Origin of the sequence: Mycobacterium sp. SA01 (genome assembly GCF_041287105.1) — a bacterium.
Lineage (GTDB): Bacteria > Actinomycetota > Actinomycetes > Mycobacteriales > Mycobacteriaceae > Mycobacterium.
The window spans coordinates 310211-327728 of record NZ_JBGGNO010000020.1; the positions used below are offsets into that span (position 1 = coordinate 310211).

General features: G+C 66.1%; 9 protein-coding genes. 4 read left to right on the forward strand and 5 right to left on the reverse strand.

The annotated features are described in order from the left end of the window. Positions 1-11 precede the first annotated feature (11 nt). Positions 12-1295, forward strand: a complete 1284-nt coding sequence (locus tag AB4879_RS20640) for a glycosyltransferase (RefSeq protein ID WP_370509079.1) — start codon at positions 12-14, stop codon at positions 1293-1295. Here the strand turns inward: AB4879_RS20640 and AB4879_RS20645 are convergent. The 3 genes from AB4879_RS20645 to AB4879_RS20655 all read right to left on the reverse strand — a co-directional run bounded on the left by AB4879_RS20645 (position 1292) and on the right by AB4879_RS20655 (position 7491). Next, the gene (locus AB4879_RS20645) at positions 1292-2629 is read right to left on the reverse strand and encodes a cytochrome P450 (protein WP_370509080.1); all 1338 of its coding nucleotides are present in this window, start codon (positions 2627-2629) and stop codon (positions 1292-1294) included. The genes AB4879_RS20640 and AB4879_RS20645 overlap by 4 nt on opposite strands. An 18-nt stretch (positions 2630-2647) precedes the next feature. Beyond that, the gene (locus AB4879_RS20650) at positions 2648-4342 is read right to left on the reverse strand and encodes a DEAD/DEAH box helicase (protein ID WP_102805241.1); all 1695 of its coding nucleotides are present in this window, start codon (positions 4340-4342) and stop codon (positions 2648-2650) included. Positions 4343-4722: 380 nt separating this feature from the next. Beyond that, on the reverse strand, positions 4723-7491 hold the full coding sequence (locus AB4879_RS20655) for an AAA family ATPase (protein ID WP_370509081.1): 2769 nt from the start codon (positions 7489-7491) through the stop codon (positions 4723-4725). Positions 7492-7634: 143 nt separating this feature from the next. Between AB4879_RS20655 and AB4879_RS20660 the strand changes: the two genes are divergently transcribed. Beyond that, complete coding sequence (locus AB4879_RS20660) at positions 7635-10418, forward strand: LuxR C-terminal-related transcriptional regulator (protein ID WP_370509538.1); 2784 nt, start codon at positions 7635-7637, stop codon at positions 10416-10418. On the opposite strand, the gene AB4879_RS20665 is transcribed toward AB4879_RS20660, so the two are convergent. Both AB4879_RS20665 and AB4879_RS20670 read right to left on the reverse strand, forming a co-directional pair. Next, on the reverse strand, positions 10419-10907 hold the full coding sequence (locus tag AB4879_RS20665) for a cupin domain-containing protein (protein ID WP_370509082.1): 489 nt from the start codon (positions 10905-10907) through the stop codon (positions 10419-10421). It lies immediately after the preceding gene. Positions 10908-10923: 16 nt separating this feature from the next. Further along, the gene (locus AB4879_RS20670; protein WP_370509083.1) at positions 10924-11820 is read right to left on the reverse strand and encodes an SDR family NAD(P)-dependent oxidoreductase; all 897 of its coding nucleotides are present in this window, start codon (positions 11818-11820) and stop codon (positions 10924-10926) included. Positions 11821-11923: 103 nt separating this feature from the next. Here AB4879_RS20670 and AB4879_RS20675 point away from each other — a divergent pair, with 103 nt between their 5' ends. Further along, positions 11924-12481 (forward strand): TetR family transcriptional regulator, encoded by a 558-nt coding sequence (locus AB4879_RS20675; protein ID WP_370509084.1) that lies wholly within the window; start codon positions 11924-11926, stop codon positions 12479-12481. Between the two features lie 419 nt (positions 12482-12900). Beyond that, the gene (locus AB4879_RS20680) at positions 12901-17379 is read left to right on the forward strand and encodes a tandem-95 repeat protein (RefSeq protein WP_370509085.1); all 4479 of its coding nucleotides are present in this window, start codon (positions 12901-12903) and stop codon (positions 17377-17379) included. Positions 17380-17518: the final 139 nt, after the last annotated feature.

The following is a 17518-nucleotide window of genomic DNA, read 5'->3' on the forward strand; positions in this document are numbered from 1 at the left end:
GGGGCCCAAGAGTGCGGATCCTCATACCGCTGGTCGGCAGTCGCGGGGACGTTCAGCCCGGGGTTGCGCTCGGTTTGGAACTCGAGCGTCGCGGCCATGACGTGATCATCGGCGCACCACCGAATTTCGTCGACTTCGTCGCAAAAGCAGGTCTGACCGCGCGCCAATTCGGTCCCGACGTCCATGCCTTGTACTCCTCTCCGGAGGGTCAGAAGGCCTTGGCGGCGGGCAGCACGTTCAAGCTGATGTCGATGGTGTCGAAGCAGATGTCGGAATACGCCGACCGGATGGACGACGAGCTGATCGACATCTCCAGCGGGGCGGAGATGATCGTCTGCACCACCTTCAGTGAGGACCGGTCGGCGATCGTGGCTGAGTCCCTGGGCATTCCGATGGTGACCCTGCACACCTACCCGTGCCGCAAGAACAGTTTGTACGCGCCGCCGGGCTCGGTGCCGGCGAACTGGACGGTGCCCGGCGTGTTCACCCGTGTCGCGTGGTCCGCGATCGAGCGACTGCGGACCGTGGTGTTCGGCAAGTACCTCAACAACCTTCGCGGCAAGCTCGGTTTGCCGCGATCGTGGGCCAGCACGGAATCGATTCTCGCCCAACGCAATGTCCCAGAGCTGCAAATGTACGACCCCGCGTTCGTGCCGGGGCTGGCGCAGGAGTGGGGCTCGTCGCGTCCCATGGTCGGCTTCCTGTGGTTGCCGCAGTCGGCCCGGGCGGCGATCGGCGAGTCGGCCGAAGACCACGCCGAGGTACTCCAGTGGGTGGACGGCGGCACACCGCCGATCTTCTTCGGGTTCGGCAGCATGCCCATCCTGGATTTCGGTTCGGTGCTCGACATGATCGAGCACATCTGCGAACGAACCGGCGAGCGGGCGCTGGTCAGCGTCGGCGGCGCCACCCTGAGCCCTGAACTGCGGAACACCTCCGACAACGTCAAGGTCGTCGATGCGCTGGCTCACGACCTGGTCTTCCCGCACTGCAAGGCAGCCGTCCACCACGGTGGCATCGGCACCCTCTTCGAGAGCCTGCGGGCGGGACTGCCGACTCTGGTGTGCTCGGTGTCCTTCGATCAGCCGGTGTGGGGCCACCAGGTCGAAAAGCTCGGTGTCGGCGCGCATGTGCCGTTCACCAAGTTGCGGGCCGACACTCTCGGCGCGGGGATCGATGCCATCTTGGATCCGCAGATGCGCCGCCGGGCCGAAGCGTTCGGCGCACGCCTGCAGGCGACCGGAGACGGTGTACCGCGAGTGTGCGACATCGTGGAGAAGACCGCGGCCCGCTAGCTAGGGTGTCGAGGCGAGAACACCACCGGCAGGGCGGCCGGCGACAGGACGAAGTCCTTGGCTTGCGGCTTGACCTCGAAACCGGCGGGCAACCGGATGTCCCATCGGGAGAACAGCGCCGCGGCTTGCAAAGTGATGGACAACAACGCGAATTGGCTTCCGGGGCAATGTCGTTGCCCCAGGCCGAACGCCATCATGACCTCGCGGTCCACCGAGTCGGATTCCCAGCGGTCGGGGTCGAAGGTCGAGGCATGGGGGAAGTACTGGTCCTGCAGATGGATCATCAACGGGCTGAACAAGATGTTGGTGCCGTCCGGGAACTCGACCCCGCCGATGTGTACCGGTCCGTCGGCGGTGAGGATGCTGATCCACGGTGCCCACATTCGTAGCGTCTCGGTGAGAACGTTGCGCAGGTAGCGCAGTGCGGGAACATCGCCCACTTCCACAGGGCGAGAACCGACTACGGAGTCCAGCTCGTATCGAATCCTCGCGGTGATGTCGGGCGCGCGACTCGTCTCGTAGATGAGCCAGGAGAACATCGACGATTGAGATCCGATGCTCGCCGCCAGTGCCAGCAGCAGTTCGTCGACGAGGTCGTCATCGGACAGCGTCGCCCCGGTCTCCTCGTCGACGTGATGCAGAAGTGCCGAGAGCATGTCTCCCTCGTCGGGTGCGTGGCGCCGTCGCTCGATGAGTGACCTCAGCGCGGAGCGCACCCGCCTCGAGTCGGAGATGAATCGGCGGTTGGCCAGCAGCCGCAACTGTCTCGCGGTCTTGGGCAGGGCGCCGCGAATGATGACTTCGCTGAGCAGCCAAGGGGTTCGCTCGCGGATGACGTCGATCTCCTCGGCGTCGGATTGGGCGCGGAACAGCGTTGCCAGCATGGTGCGCATCACCAGCTGGTGCACGCTGGCCCGCAAGTCGGTCTGGGTCCCGCTGACAAGTGAGCCCGACCAGTCGTCGGCGATCGCCGCGACCGTGAGCCCGTACTCGGTGAGACGGCGTTGCCGAAAAACCGGGGCGATCAGTCGGCGCCGCAAGTCGTGTTCGGGCCCGCTGAGGACATTGGTCGCGCCGCTGACCAATTCGTGGATCGCCTCGCGCATCGGCTCGCGGTGGAAAGCACCCGCGCGGCCGACGCTGACGTCGCGGATCAGCTCCGGGGTGGTGAGCAGGTAGGAGGCCCGCGGGCCCAGATACACCCGGACGATCGGGCCGATGCCGGGAGCGCGCAGCAGCAACTCGCGGGGATCGCCCGTGACCATGTGGGCGTGGCCGATCAACGGCAGACGCCCTGGCGCCGTGGGGATTCCAGAGAGGCCGGCTGGCGTCATGGCGGCAGCGTAACTGGTTTACGACGAGGTCAGGCTGCGAACGGCTTCGATGCGGGCCTTCAGCTGATCGGTGGTGGCTGCGGCCACCGGTGGTCCGCCGCAGACCCGCCGCAGTTCGTTGTGGATCTGACCGTGCGTCTTGCCGGTGCGGTGGTGGGCCAGCGACACCAGGGCGTTGAGTTCGCGGCGCAGATCCCGCAGCTGGCCGTGCGTGGTCAGCCGTGGCACCTCACCGCTGGCGGTCCGCTTCTCGATCTGCTCTTCTTGCCTGCGCCGCAACAGATCTCGCATCGACTCGGCGTCGAGCAGGCCGGGGATGCCGAGGTAGTCGGCCTCCTCGTCGCTGCCGGCCGGCGTCGCGGTCCCGAACGACGACCCGTCGAAGATGACCTGATCGAGCTCGGCGTCGGCGCCCAGATACTCGATCTTGTTGTCGCCCTCGTCGGGCTCGTCGCGGTTCTGCTTGGCCAGCTCCGCCTCGAGCGGATCGTCGTCGAGGTTCTCCCGGTGCGGCTTGCCCAGCACGTGATTGCGCTGAGCCTCCATCTCGCTGGCCAGCAGCAGCAGGTTGGGCACCGACGGCAAGAAGATGCAGGCGGTCTCGCCGGGCCGCCGGGACCGCACGAACCGGCCGATCGCCTGGGCGAAGAACAGCGGCGTCGAGGCGCTGGTGGCGTACACGCCGACCGCCAGACGCGGTACGTCGACACCTTCGGACACCATTCGCACCGCGACCAGCCAGCGCGATGTGCTCTCCGAGAACTGCGAGATGCGATCTGAGGCGCCCTTGTCATCGGAGAGGACGACGGTGGGGGCCTCACCGGTGATCTTGAGTAGCAGATCGGCGTAGGCGCGGGCGGCGGTCTGATCGGAGGCGATGATCATGCCGCCTGCGTCGGGGACGTGTTCGCGAAGTCCGCGCAGCCGGGTGTCGGCTGCTGCGATCACCGCGGGCATCCATTCGCCGGCGGGGTTGAGTGCGGTCTTCCATGCCCGCGCGGTCTGCTCGGCGGTCAGCGGCTCACCCAGGCGGGCCGCGTGCTCCTCGCCGGCACTGTCGCGCCAGCGGGCTTCCCCGGAGTACGCCATGAACATGACCGGCCGCACGACGCCGTCGGCCAGTGCGTCGGAGTAGCCGTAGGTGTGGTCGGCGGACGAGCGGGCGAAGCCGTCGGGACCAACCTCGTAGTTGACGAACGGGATCGGGCTGTCGTCGCTGCGGAACGGCGTCCCGGTGAGCGCCAGCCGCCGAGTCGCGTCGTCGAACGCCTCCCGGATGGCGTCGCCCCACGTCTTGGCGTCACCGCCGTGGTGGATCTCATCGAAGACGACGAGCGTTTTGCGGTTCTCGGTGCGCACCCGGTGCCGGGTTGGGTGGCTGGCAACCTGGGCGTAGGTGACCACGACGCCGTGATACTCCGCGGAGGTCTGCGAATTCGAGTTGGAGAACTTGGGGTCGAGGGCGATCCCGTGTCGTGCCGCGGCCTGCGCCCACTGGATCTTGAGGTGCTCGGTGGGGACGACGATGGTGACCGCTTCGACGGTGCCCTCGGCGAGTAGCTCGGCGACGATCCGCAGGGCGAAGGTGGTCTTACCGGCCCCGGGGGTCGCGACAGCGAGAAAATCGCGCGGCTTGGCGGCCAGATACTTGACCAACGCCCGTCGCTGCCAGCCCCGTAACGCCTGGGTGCTGGGCGCATCAACTGCCCGCACCCCTGGGACTCCTCTCGGTCGAGATGGACTCTAGTGCAAGCGGATCCGCCCGCGCACTTCGATCCGGCGTGTCGTCAGACCAAGTGCGGATGTGTTGTCGCTGAGATCATCGGTGGAGGGGAGCGGGCCCGCGGCGGTACTCGCCCACGTGGTTGTAATGACCGCGCGCCCGGTTAACACCTCGCCGGTGTCGGTCCCAGGGATGTTCAATGGCCGAACTCGACGCCCAACCATTTTCGATGCGAATGGCAGGGGGTGATCCCCGAAATTGTGGCTCCATGGCATTCCGCTCGGCCAGAGCGGGCGCATTGGTCGTTTTCGCTGCCGGACTGAATTGCCTATTACCGTGCGGAGGCGTGGCGACGCTGACCAGAGAATGGCTACAAATCCACTTGTCCAGCAATGTTATTCAGTGCTACGGCAAGTCCTGCGCGGGAACGGATGGCGAGTTTTCGGTAGACGCTGGAGAGCGTGCTGTCGATCGTTTTTTCGGCAAGAAACAGCTCGGTGGCGATTTCGCGATTGGACAACCCCTGGGCTGCCAGCCCGGCGATTCGGTGTTCGGCTGCAGTGAGGTGCTGGCCTCGGCTGCGCGTGGCGTCCAGCCGTTTCAATTCGGTACGGGCCCGTTCGGCCCAAATGGGTGCGCCGAGTTCGTCGAACGTGTCGAGCGCGGAGCTGAGGGTAACGGCCGCATCACGGCGTTGACGCCGCCGCCGCTGTAGCTGCCCCAGCAGCAATTGAGTGCGTGCTCGCTCGAATGGCATGGCCAATCGCTGGTGGTGCACCATCGCGTCGTCGAGTGCCCGGTGGGCTGCGACGAGGTCACCGCGCGCGGCCAGCAGCGCGCCGCGACCACGTGCCCCGACGGCCATCATCCAGGGCCGGTCTCGCTCGCAGCCATGCTGCTCAAGGGCATCGATTACCGTTTCCGCACGCTGCAGATGTCGCAGTGCGATGAGTGATTCCACGGCGTCCGGAAGATATTCGCCGCCCTCGATCTCCAGTTCGTGGGGCGGATCGAATTCCTCGAGCAGCGGTGTCAGCACGGCAAGTGCGTCCTCATAGTTCCCGTGGGACACCTCCAGGAACGCCAAAACCCGCGTCGGTTCCTTGACCTGTCGTCGTGCTCCGATGGCGTGGGCGGTGTCGATCGCCGCCATCGCGTCAGCGCGGGCGTCGTGGTCGCGACCGCGATACGCCGCGACGGTGGCACGCTTGGTCCACGCCGTCACCAACGACAGCCGGGCATCGAGTTGCTCGGCGCGCTGCACAGCGGCGCGTGCCCAGTCCTCTGCAAGGTCATAGCGGCCCGACCAGATCGCGACCGCTGCGAGGCGGTTATCGACCCATACCAGGTCGATCTCATTGCCGACGGCGGTCATGCTGCGCTTGACCGCCTGCAACTGCGCCTCGGCCGTACCAAGATCACCAACATAGGCCGATATCACCGCTTCGACGGCGCCTGCACGCAGGAACGTGGTCGCACCGCTATTAGGGTCTTCGAGCTGCACCGCTTCGCGCAGTGCGTGCTCGTGAACGCCCTGCCCCTGGATGAAGGCTGCAGTAACCCACAGCGCCAACGCCTGACTGCGTAACCCGGGTGTCTCCAGGTCCTCGGCGAGTGCGATTGCGCGCAGCGCGCGTTCCACCGCTTCGGCCATTCGGCCGGCGACCGCAAGTGCCAGCGCCAGACGTAATTCACAGACCAGGCGCAACGCCGGGGCGCCGGCGGCCTCCTCGGCGGCCTCGGAAAGTGCATCGATGGCGCCGGTCAAGTCATCGTCGTAGGCCATCACCGCGCCGAGATGGGCCAACGCCAGGCCACGCATAACGCCAGGAGGCAGGTGGTCGAGGGTCGACTGCAGATGCGCCCGCGCCAGCGTGACCGATCCCGAACGGAAGTGCAGCTCGGCCGCGCGGATGCGGCGCGGCGGAGTGTCACCTCCGCGTGTCAGAGCAAGTTCGAGTAGGTCGGCTGCAGCGGCCAACGCGCCGCGCGCCGCGAGCACGTCCGCTCCGGTGTCGATAGCGGCCAATGTTGTCTCGTCGCCCGTTGTTGCGGCGAGTGCGAGATGACGGGCACGTAGTTCCGGCTCATTGACGGTTTCTGCCAGGGCTCGGTGTACTGCGCGGCGGTCAGCAGGCAGCGCGTTGGCAGCAACTCCTGTGGAAAATAGCGGATGACTGAAGCGGATTCGTCCTCCCGCCAGGGCAACGACGCCGAGCGCCTCGGCCGAGCCGACAGCAGCCAGGACAGCATCCGCCGGTAGGTCAACGGCGTGGCTCACCACCTCGACTGTCGGGTCGGCAGCGCACGCCGCGGCCAGTAGTACCTGCTGCTCCTCACTGCCGATTCTTCTCAGGCGGTCGCGAACCAATGCCGCCAACCCGTTCGGCAGGCCCGCGGTCCTGGTAGCGGTGTTCAACTCCGCCCGAGCCAGCTCGAGAGCAAACAGCGGATTTCCGCCCGATGTGCGATGGATCCGGGTCACTACCGGCCGCGGCAGCGTGCGACCCAAGCGCGCGGCAATAACGCCGTGGATGCCGTCCGCATCGAGCGGGCGCATGCGAACACGGGACGCCCCGGGCAGCTCGAAGGGAGTCGCTCGCGTCGGATCGCCTGGATCACCTTCGTTGCTACGCAGCGTCACCAGGAGCGCTGTGCGACCTGCCAGGCGCTGGCCAACCAGCCCGAGAACCCGGCGGCTCGAAGGATCCAACCACTGCGCGTCGTCGAGGGTCAGCAAGACCGGCTCTCGCACGCTGAGATCTTCAAGCGCCCGCCCGAATGCGGTGGCGGTGGTGCGTTCGTCGGTTTCCGGACCCTCGACGTGCTGGCCACATCGAGCTCGCTCCAACGCCAACTGCTGTCGCGGCGGAAGCGCAGCCAAGCTTGAGTCGTCGATGCCGGAGAGCAGGTCCGCCACGGCGGCGTACGCATATCCCAGTTCCGCGGGCGACCCATGCGCTGTCAACACTGCGAAGCCGAGCGATTTCGCACGTTCGGCTGCATCGAAGAGCAGCGTGGTTTTGCCGATACCGGCCTCGCCCTCGACGAGCAAGACCGCCGGACCATCCTGTGCCCGATGCAATAGCTCCGCCACTGCTTGGTCCTCGACGCTGCCGCGGGCCATGCCCTCCCACACGTTGCTGATCTTCGCACCATCGTGGTCCCCGGGCACAGTGATATCGCGGAGGCAAATGCCCAACGGTGAGCAAAGCCGTCCCGCCGGTGGCAAAAGATCGCCACACCGCTCATATTCCTGCGACGATGCTGACCGTGGGGGCGATGGTTGGCCGCGTCAACGAGCTGCAGACAATTCAGAGCATCATTCAGCAAGTCCGACAAGCGCCGGCAGCGTTGGTTATCGACGGCGAGGCCGGTATCGGCAAGACCACGCTGTGGCGCGCGGTCACGCAGTGGGCGAGCACGATCGGTTTTGTGGTGTTGACGGCCACCGGTGCGGCCGCCGACGTGACCCTCCCTTGGGCCGGACTGACCGATCTGCTGGCCGGCATTGATGAGATGGTGCTGGCGCCGTTGCCGCTACTCCAACGGCGGGCACTGGAGTCAGTGATCGTCGGTGGTCATCGGGGCGGCGCCGATCAACGCTTGGTGGCGACCGCGCTGCGGGCCGCGCTCGACGCGTTCTCGCGTCGGCAGCCGGTGCTCATCGCCATCGACGACGCCCAGCGGCTAGACGGCGCCACCAAGCTGGCGTTGGGATTCGCGATGCGCCGCCTCACCGGACCCGTCGGGGTGCTGGCCACTTTCCGCAGCGGGACGCACGACGTTCGAGAGGACTCGTGGGTCGCACCGCGGGACCCGCAAGCGCTCACGCGGCTCACACTGAATCCGATGAGCCTGGGCGACCTGCGGGCCCTCATCGCCGACCGCCACGGCGGCACAACGCCATACCCAACTCTGCGGCGAATCCATACCTTGTCAGCCGGCAACCCGTCCTACGCACTGCAGCTCTGCCTCGCCTCGAATTGGCAGAACGGGGGCGACGCCGAATCGGTGGCGCTGCCGCCGGAACTGGCCGCACAAATGTCTGACCGCGTCGGCCACCTCGATCCGGAGACCACGGAGGCGGTCGTCACAGCTGCCGTCGCCGTAGTACCGACCGTCGAGTTGATCGCCGCAGCGACCGGACATAGCCCGACCGACCTGGTCTACCTGCTCCAACCTCTTGAGGCGCGTGGGGTGCTCGCCTTCGAGGGCAACCACGTCCGACTCACTCACCCGTTGATGGCGGCAGCAATTGTCGACGCCGCCGATCCAGACAGCCGCCGTCGCGCACACAGCCGCCTGGCGCACGTCATCGACGACCCCGCAATTCGTGCCCGGCACCTGGCCCTGAGCGCCGCTCACGGTGACCCGGACACGTGGGCGGCCCTGGACAGCGCCGCCGAGAGTGCCGCTGCCCGCGGTGTCTTCACCGAAGCTGCCGAACTGGTCGACATCGCGATACGGGTGGGCGCAGATACGCCGCTTCGGCGGCTGCGCGGCGCCGAATACCACTTTCGGGCCGGCGCACTCGATGAAGCCGAGGCCGTGGTTGCTCCCGTCGTCGACGCTTTGCCCGCGGGATTTGCGCGGGGATCAGGCTTGCTGCTGCTCGGTGCTGTGCGCGGTCAACGCGAGGGGTGGACTGCTGCGGCCGGGGTGCTGCAGCAAGCGGCGATCGAAGGTTCCCATCACCCGGTGATCGGAATCCTCGTGCAGGTGTGGTTGGCACTTGGCATCGGTCTCGGAGGGGATATGCCGTCCTGTGTTGCGCAAGCCCGCCGTGCTCGCGAGGAGGCGGACCGCAGCGGCATCGCGTCTCTGCGTAGCCAGGCGCTCTCCCTGTGGGCGCAGGTCAGTTTCATGCACGGACTCGGTACCGACACCGAGGCATTACGGACAGCTCTCGAGCTCGAAGACCCCGACAGTCCAGCGCCCGCTGCGCTGCAGCCATCCGCGGTGTATGCCTTGAACTGCGCGTGGACTGGGCGACTCGAGCAGGCGAGGGTCGCAATGAACGACGTGGCCCGCCGCTGCAACGAACGCGCCGCGGACGCCGACGCAATCTGGGCCGCAGAACAACTCACCACAATCGAAATCTGGCTCGGCGGATACCCAGCGGCACAACAGATTGCCGACGGTGCGCTCGAACAAGCCCGACGCCTCGGTGCCGGATTGCCCCTCATCAGGGCCTGGACTTCGGTGTGCGCGGTGGCCGCCCATCAAGGCCGCGTAAACGACACCTACACAGCCGCGCGAAAGGCAATCGAGGCGGCGGCCGCGGCAAAGCTGATCTATCTCGCTCGCGCACCCATCATGGGCCAGGCGTTTGTCGAGGTGTCCGGTGGCGAATACCTGGCAGCGTTGAACACCCTTGGGCCACTGCTCGATACGTTCGATCCGGGCCACGACACCGAGATCGTCACCGGCGCCTATCTACCCGACGCGGTGGAAGCGCTCGCCGCCCTGGGCCGGCTCGAGGAGGCCGAGCCGTTGGTTGCTGCGTTGGAAACCAACGGATCTCGTTTCGAGCGGCCGTGGATGCTCGCTACCGGAGGGCGGTGCCGAGCGCTGCTGGCAGCTGCCGCGGGCGACCTTGACGCTGCCACGCAGTTCGCCGAGCAGGCAATGGAGCACCACGACCGGCTGCCGATGCCGTTCGAACGCGCTCGAACCCAGCTGGTTCTCGGTCAACTACAGCGTCGGCGGCGCCGCCGGAGCGCCGCTCACGACACCCTGCGTGAGGCGGCGGCCACGTTCGAGGGGTTGGGGAGTTCACTGTGGGCTGCTCGTGCGCATCGCGAATTGTCCCTGCTATCAAGCCGTTCGGCAGGGGGCATGCTGACCGACACCGAACGGCAAGCTGCCGAGAAGGCTGCTGTGGGCCTGTCGAACAAACAGATCGCGACCGAGCTCTACCTGTCACCAAAGACCGTGGAGATGCATCTCTCCAGCGCCTACCGCAAACTTGGCATCCGGTCGCGCGCCCAACTCGCTCACCGGTTGCGGCAATTGGGCTTGGCGGGACTCAGCGATCAGCACCCACCTGAAGGCTCGACGTAATCAGACCAAGAAATTGTCGTTGCGAATGAAGAACTCTCGGCGTTCGTCGTCGGTCAGCTCACCGAGCTTGGGCAACCCCTCGAAATAGAACTCACGGGGCGCGCCGGGAGCAAACAACATCAAGATCGAGGCGGGCTCGTCGGACTGATTCCCGAAACCGTGGATTCCGCCCGGTGGGACGTAGAGGTAGTCGCCTTGCTCGCCGACGGTCCACTCGCGGCCGTCGAACAACTGGATCCGGCCGGAGATCACGAAGAAGGACTCCGACATGGCCTTGTGGAAATGCGGCCCGGGTCCACCCGCCCTGGGGCCGAGGTCGACGCTGTACAGGCCGAAGTCACCGCCGGTCGATTTCTCGGTGGCCAGGTACGTGTACTTGACCGGGCCGACTTCGAAGTCGGCCGGGGTATCGGCCTTGCGCAGGGTGGCGCTGACCTCGCCGTCCCCGTCGTACCGCGGCGGGGGATAGGGCGGCACGTGCAGCGACATGGCTACATTCTGCCGGTCATCCGAGCGGGTAGGTCACGCCCGTCAGCTCTTCGGACACCGACCACAACCGCTTCTGCGCCGCAACGTCATGCGACCGCCCATTGGAGGAGACGAGCTTCGGGTAGCCCCGCATCTGCAGCAATCCGCCGGGGCCGTAGTACTGGCCGCCGTGCACCGTCGGGTCGGTCGCGGCGCGCAACGTGGGCAGCGCACCCATCTCGGAGCTCTGCACGGTCAGGCCGAAACCCCGTTCGACGATCTTGGGCAGGTTGCGCCCCAGCTCGGTCGCCGAGCTTCCCGGGTGGGCTGCGGTGGCGATGGTGTCGGTGCCGGCCAGACGCTTCTGGAGTTCGTAGGTGAACAACAGGTTGGCCAATTTGGCCTGACCGTAGGCGCCGGTGCGGCTGTAGCTGCGCTCGGACTGCAGATCGTCGAAGCGAATGCGCCCGAACCGGTGCCCGTTGCTGCTGACGGTGACGACTCGGGAGCCCGGTGTGGCGAGGAGTCGGTCGAGCACCAACCCGGTGAGCGCGAAATGGCCCAAGTGGTTGGTGCCGAACTGGAGCTCGAACCCGTCCTGGGTGGTCTGCTTGGGCGTCATCATCACACCGGCGTTGTTGATCAGCAGGTCGATGCGGTCGTGGCGGGCGCGCAGCTCCTCGGCGGCAGCGCGGATTGACGCCAGCGAGGTGAGGTCGAGTTCTTGCACGCTCACGTCGGCTCCGGGGTAGCGCCGCACGATGAGGTCGGCGGCGGCCTTGCCCTTGTCGAGATTGCGGACCGCGAGAACCACGTGCGCGCCCTTGGCTGCAAGCGCGCGGGCGGTTTCATAGCCCAGTCCGGTATTGGCGCCTGTGATGACGACTGTCCGCCCGGTCTGGTCCGGGATGTCGGCGGAAGTCCAGGGTGCCATGCGGTTCTCCTCGGTTAGACTGGCTAACCGGAGCGTGCGCCCCGGTTTTATCCGACTATACGGAACGCGCGCCCCGCTTTGTCAACGCGTGAAGGGGTGTGAGGTGGTGCTGAGCTGCCGGCCGCTACGGGCCGATGCCGCGCGCAACCGTGCCCGGGTGCTGCAGGTGGCCTACGAGGTCTTCGCCGAGCAGGGGCTCGCCGTGCCGATCGACGAGATCGCCCGGCGGGCAGGCGTCGGCGCCGGCACCGTCTATCGGCATTTCCCGACCAAGGAAGCCTTGTTCGAAGCGGTTATCGGTGAGCGGATGCGGTTCGTCGTGGGGCGAGCACGCGAGTTGTTGGCCGCTGATCCGTCTGGCGCGCTGTATGAATTCCTCCGCGAGATGGTGCGCGAGGGCGCGGCCGACCATGGCATGGTCGAGGCGCTGGCCAGCTACGGAATTGACCTCGACACGGCGGCGCCGGGCGCCGAAGCGGAGTTCCTCGGCATTCTTGGCGAGATGCTGGCGGCGGCCCAGAAGGCCGGGACCGCCCGTGCCGACGTCGGCGTCGCGGAACTCAAAGCCCTGATGGTGGTCTGCAAGAGCGGGCAGTCGTATGGAGAGGACGTCGCCGACCGGATCACCGACGTCATCGTGGCCGGCCTACGCGCGGAGTGAGTCTGCGAGATACCAGGGAAATCCCTGTATCGCTGCTGGGTGCTTAGTCCCTATACCTGAAGTTGCGTGCGCGGGGCGCGCAGTGCTGACAGGGCGGGGGCCAGGGTGTGAGGTCATTCAACGATCCAACGGGGCGGAAGCCGATAGAGGCTCAGCCTCGGTTCGAGAAGTCGATCGGCCGGATCGGTGCACTGGCCGTGGCGTTGGGCGTCGGTTTCGGTCTCGGCGCGCCGCTTGCCTGCGGCGTCGCCAACGCCACGGGGCCTGACGCGGGCTCGAGCGCCGACGGGGGAGCATCGAGTGGCCGCGCTGGAAGCGGCACGGGGAACAGTGGTCGACATGGGGTGCACCCTCACAAGCCGAGTCGCGGTGCCTCGAAGTCTGGCGGCGCAGTGCAGCAGTCGGAGCGTCACACCACCGTGCCCCGTGCCGCATCCAACGTGTCACCGAAGTCCGAGACCGCATCGCCGAAGCAGGTTCAGGACATTCGTCCGGCCGTATCTGACGACACCGATGGGGGCGTCGAGGGGTCGTCGCGGTCGGTGACAGTCAGCGTCTCCGCGGCGGCGCGGCCCAGTGATCCCAGCGCACCTGTGCCGGCTCCGATCACGCTCAAGAGCATCGTCACCGACGCGCTGACCTGGGTCGGACTGGGCCGTCTGGCTCCTTCGCTGCCGGTTCCCAACGTGCCGGTTCCGCCGTTCTTCGAAGGCCTCTGGCTCGCCGTGCGTGGGTTCCAGCGCACGGTTAACAACCAGCGACCCGCTGCTCACCCCACCCTGTCTGAGCCGGATCCCGACGGCACCATCCGCGGCAACGTCAACGCGACCGACTTCGACGGCGATCCGCTGACCTACTCGGTGTCCAAGCCGCCGACCGAGGGTGAAGTCTCGGTCGATTCGGATGGCGGCTTCACGTACAAACCAGGTGACGAGATCGCCGCCACCGGCGGCACGGACAGCTTCACGATCAAGATCGACGACGGCGCCACTCATGGCTTGGCGGGGCTGCTCGGCCTGAGCGGTCCGGCTACGGCGACGGTCAAGGTCACGGTGGCTGCGCCAGCGGGACCGGTCGATCACGCACCAGTCAACGGTGTTACCGACGTGCACGATCCGGATGGTGAGGGCAAGGTGACGGGAACTGTCACGGCCACGGACCCGGACGGCGACACCCTCACATACTCGCGCAGCACACCGCCGAGCAAGGGTGCTGTGGTGGTCAACGACGACGGAAGCTTCACGTACACACCGACAATCGATGCGCGCCACGATGCGTCGGCTAATGGGGCGGGCGTGGTGCATGACGGCTTCACCGTGACCGTCAGCGACGGCAACGGCGGCACGCTGACGGTGCCGGTGTCCGTGATTGTCAGTGCGAAAAATTCCGCGCCAAGCGAGATTTCGGTCGAATCCGGCAGCCCCGATGCCGGCACGGGCGTCGTAACCGGTGCGGTTCACGCCACGGATGCCGATCAGGACACGCTGACGTACACGGTGTCGACGCAACCTGGTCACGCGCAACAGTTCGATTTCGACAGCAGCACAGGCGCTTTCACGTACAAGCCGACTGGCGACGCGCGGAACGCGGCGGCCAGCGGCGGGTCGGCGACCGACTCGTTCACGGTCTCCATCACTGACGGGCACGGTGGTGCGACCACGACCGACGTCAGTGTGACGGTGGCGCCGTCGGCGCCGGTCAACAACGCACCGGTGGCCACTGACGATTCGGCGACCACCAACGAGAACGTACCGGTGTCAATCGCTGTCGTGGCCAATGACTCGGACACCGACGGTGACTCGCTGATCGTCACCGGCGTGGCAACTCCGCTGCATGGCACCGTCACTCATAGCGATACCGACATCACGTATACGCCGAACACCGATTACTACGGCGCGGACGGGTTCACCTATACCGTCAGCGACGGCCATGGCGGTACGGCCACCGGCACCGTCAGTGTCACCGTGGCACCGGTCGACGCACCGCCGCTGACCGGCACCCCGGTCGACGGACTACCGCTCACCGCACCGGTGACCACACTCGACGGCACCGTGTACCAGTTGCTCTCGCAAATCGGCGGCACCCCCGCCTCCAGCAGCGGGACGGACAGCGTCGCGATCATCAATAACCAGGGGTCGACCACCGTGGTGACGCTGCCGGGAGCTCACGCTATCGGCCTCGTGGGCCGGCCCGGCGGAGACGCCGTCGTCACCACAGTGACCCAAGTCGGCGAGGACCCGACCGACGATGGCTCCTACCTCACGCAGGTATCGGTGATCAGGCCCAATGGCACCATTTCCACCACAGATGTCGTCGGTTCGGCTATCGCCAGTCCCGTCGTCGCCGCCAACGGCATTACGTATCAAATGGTGACGACGCCGGTCGATACCGGCATCGTCGCCGATGACGGCACTCATGTGACTGCGTACTCGGTCCTCGTTCTGCGGGTGGACCCGGGTGGGGCGGTCACCACCCACACCCTTGGCGCGGTGCCCGGTGGCACGTTCTACGGGCGTCCTACAGGCAACGTGGTCACCGATGCCCAGGGCAATGGATACGTGGCTATCGCAGGAGCCACAGTGAACGCGACCGCCTATCGCTACACATCGGCAATCATGGTCATCCCAGCTCATGGCACGGCATACCTGTCCGACCTGGTGTCCGACAACCCTCTCGTCGGTGCGGTGGCGGTTACTCCTGATGGCACGGCATATGCCCCGTTCCTCGAGAACGACGGGTCGACGATGGTGATGGAGTTGTCGGGTCAGACCACGACCTTCTACCGCCATATCGTGGGCAAGCCGGTCCCGGTCCAGGAGCTCCCGACCATCGTTGTCGGTGCCGGCGGTGCCGCGTACCTGGTCACTACGTCGTCCTCCGCCGATGGCGAGATCATCGCAAGCCACATCACCCGAATCGGCGGAAACACTATCGACATCCCCGTTCCGCTCGGGACACCGTTGTCGGTCGCACCCGACGGCGGGGCCTTCCAGATGATCTCGGTGGACCAGGTCCTGGCGATCAGTCCTGGCGGAGGCGCCACCACCGTGGCAGTCGATGCCACACAGTTCGTGCTAGGGCCAGACGGAAAGGGCTACGCACCCACCGCCGGCCACGTCACCGTCGTAACCACCGGTGGCACCACCTCCGACATCGAACTCGGTGGAATCGGTGCGTCGCCGCTGGTGTTCGGGCCGGACGGGACACCGTTCGCGGCGGTCGACACCGGCTCGGGCTACGTCATCAAGAACCTGGCAACCGGCGCGAGCAGCGACCCACTGGCCAAGTCCGACAGCACTCCCAGCGGAGGAACGCTGGCCATCGGGCCGGACGGCACCGTCGTTTTCGTTCCGACCAGCACCACAAGTGATTCCCATCCCGTGCAGATCCTTGCGTACGCACCCGACGGGTCCACCATCATCAGTAGTCCCGTCGATGGTCTCAGCCCCGTGGGGTTTGCCTTCGGCCCTGACGGCACCGTTTATGTACCGGTGATCACCCAGGGCGGCGACGGCAGCTTCGGCACGACCGTCGTAACGGTCACCTCAACCGGAGCCACGACAGGGCCGACGGTCAGCGGATTCGCGCTCCAGCTCGCTGCGACAGACCGCGGTGTCTATGCGTTCGCCGTGTCGATTAGCGTTGAGGGCGGCTTCGGTAACACCCAATTGGTATCTCTGCCCGCCGTTCCGAACACTTTGGTGCCGGCGACCACCGTCACCAAGACGGTCAACAACGCCACCGGTGTCGTCACCGGACAGGTGACCGCGGGTTCACAACTTGGTGAAGCGGTCTCCTGGTCCGGTTCGACCACGACCGCGCTGGGAAGCCTCGTGGTGGGATCCGACGGAACCTTCACGTTCACCCCCAGCAACGCTGCGCGTGCGTATGCCGAGGAATCGGGCAAGGTATACAACGTCATTGGGTCGTTCACCGCGACGAACAGTGCGGGTCAGTCCTACACCATCCCGTTCAACGTGCCGCTGCTGCCGACCAATTACCCGGTGAGCCCGTCGACGTCACAGCTGTACCCGCTACACACGTTCAACGGCGCAGGAACGACATTCAGCAATGACCCTGACTCCCTGCTCGGTCAGGACGGCGTGGTCAGTTCCTGGTTCGGCGAGCCCGCGCTGGTATGGACCGATATCCACCAAATACTGACCGACGGCCGGGACCTTGTCGACTGCAATCCATGCAATGCTTTCGGCGACGCGGACTTTGACTACTCCGAAGTGAAGATTTCCTACACCGGCCATCCCGACCTCACCCAGGAGGCTGACGGCACTCCGATCAACGCCGAGGTGTATGTGGTCAGCCTCCTGCATGTGCCCGGTATGAAGTATTACGAGGGCTATGTGATCGGCTATCGCAAGATGGCGAAGGGGAACACCATCTACGTCAAATCCGACATGCTGAATCACGCCAGGGTCGTCGGCGACACCGGTGAGGTGAAAGAGGCATTCGTCGACTACGAAGCCATCGAGGTCGTGCCCGGCACCTTCCCCGAAGACTGGTTCTATCAGCGCGACCCGAATGTGGGCGGATTCATCTTCGACAACGAATTGCCCAGCGACGCACTGGTTCCCGAGGTGGACAGGCAATACACCGAGTTTGTGGACGGATACACGGCCTACTACGACACGCTGCGGAGCACCAATGCGAATCTTGCTCATGTGGTGGGCAAAGTCGGGCCCCTTATCGTCGATCCGGAAACGGGAATCGCGCTCGCAAGGAATCCGCGCTCGGCCACAAGAGTGGCACTCAAAGTTCTCAGGGTTGGCGCTGAAGGTGCACTTGAAGCGATCACCGATCAGGACAGCTTCCTGTCGGCCACGATGTTCCTCGCCGAAGGGCCGGCGGTCGGCGCGACACCCAGCGTCGGCATCCCGGACTGATGTCCCGGCCACGGTCACGTACCGGACCCCTAAGCCCTCACCGTACGGCGATCCGGACCAATCAGCGCAGGAGGCCGACGGTGTGGGCAGATTTCTTGCACTCACCTAGGGCGAGTGCTAAAAAGGTGGTTGGCACTCA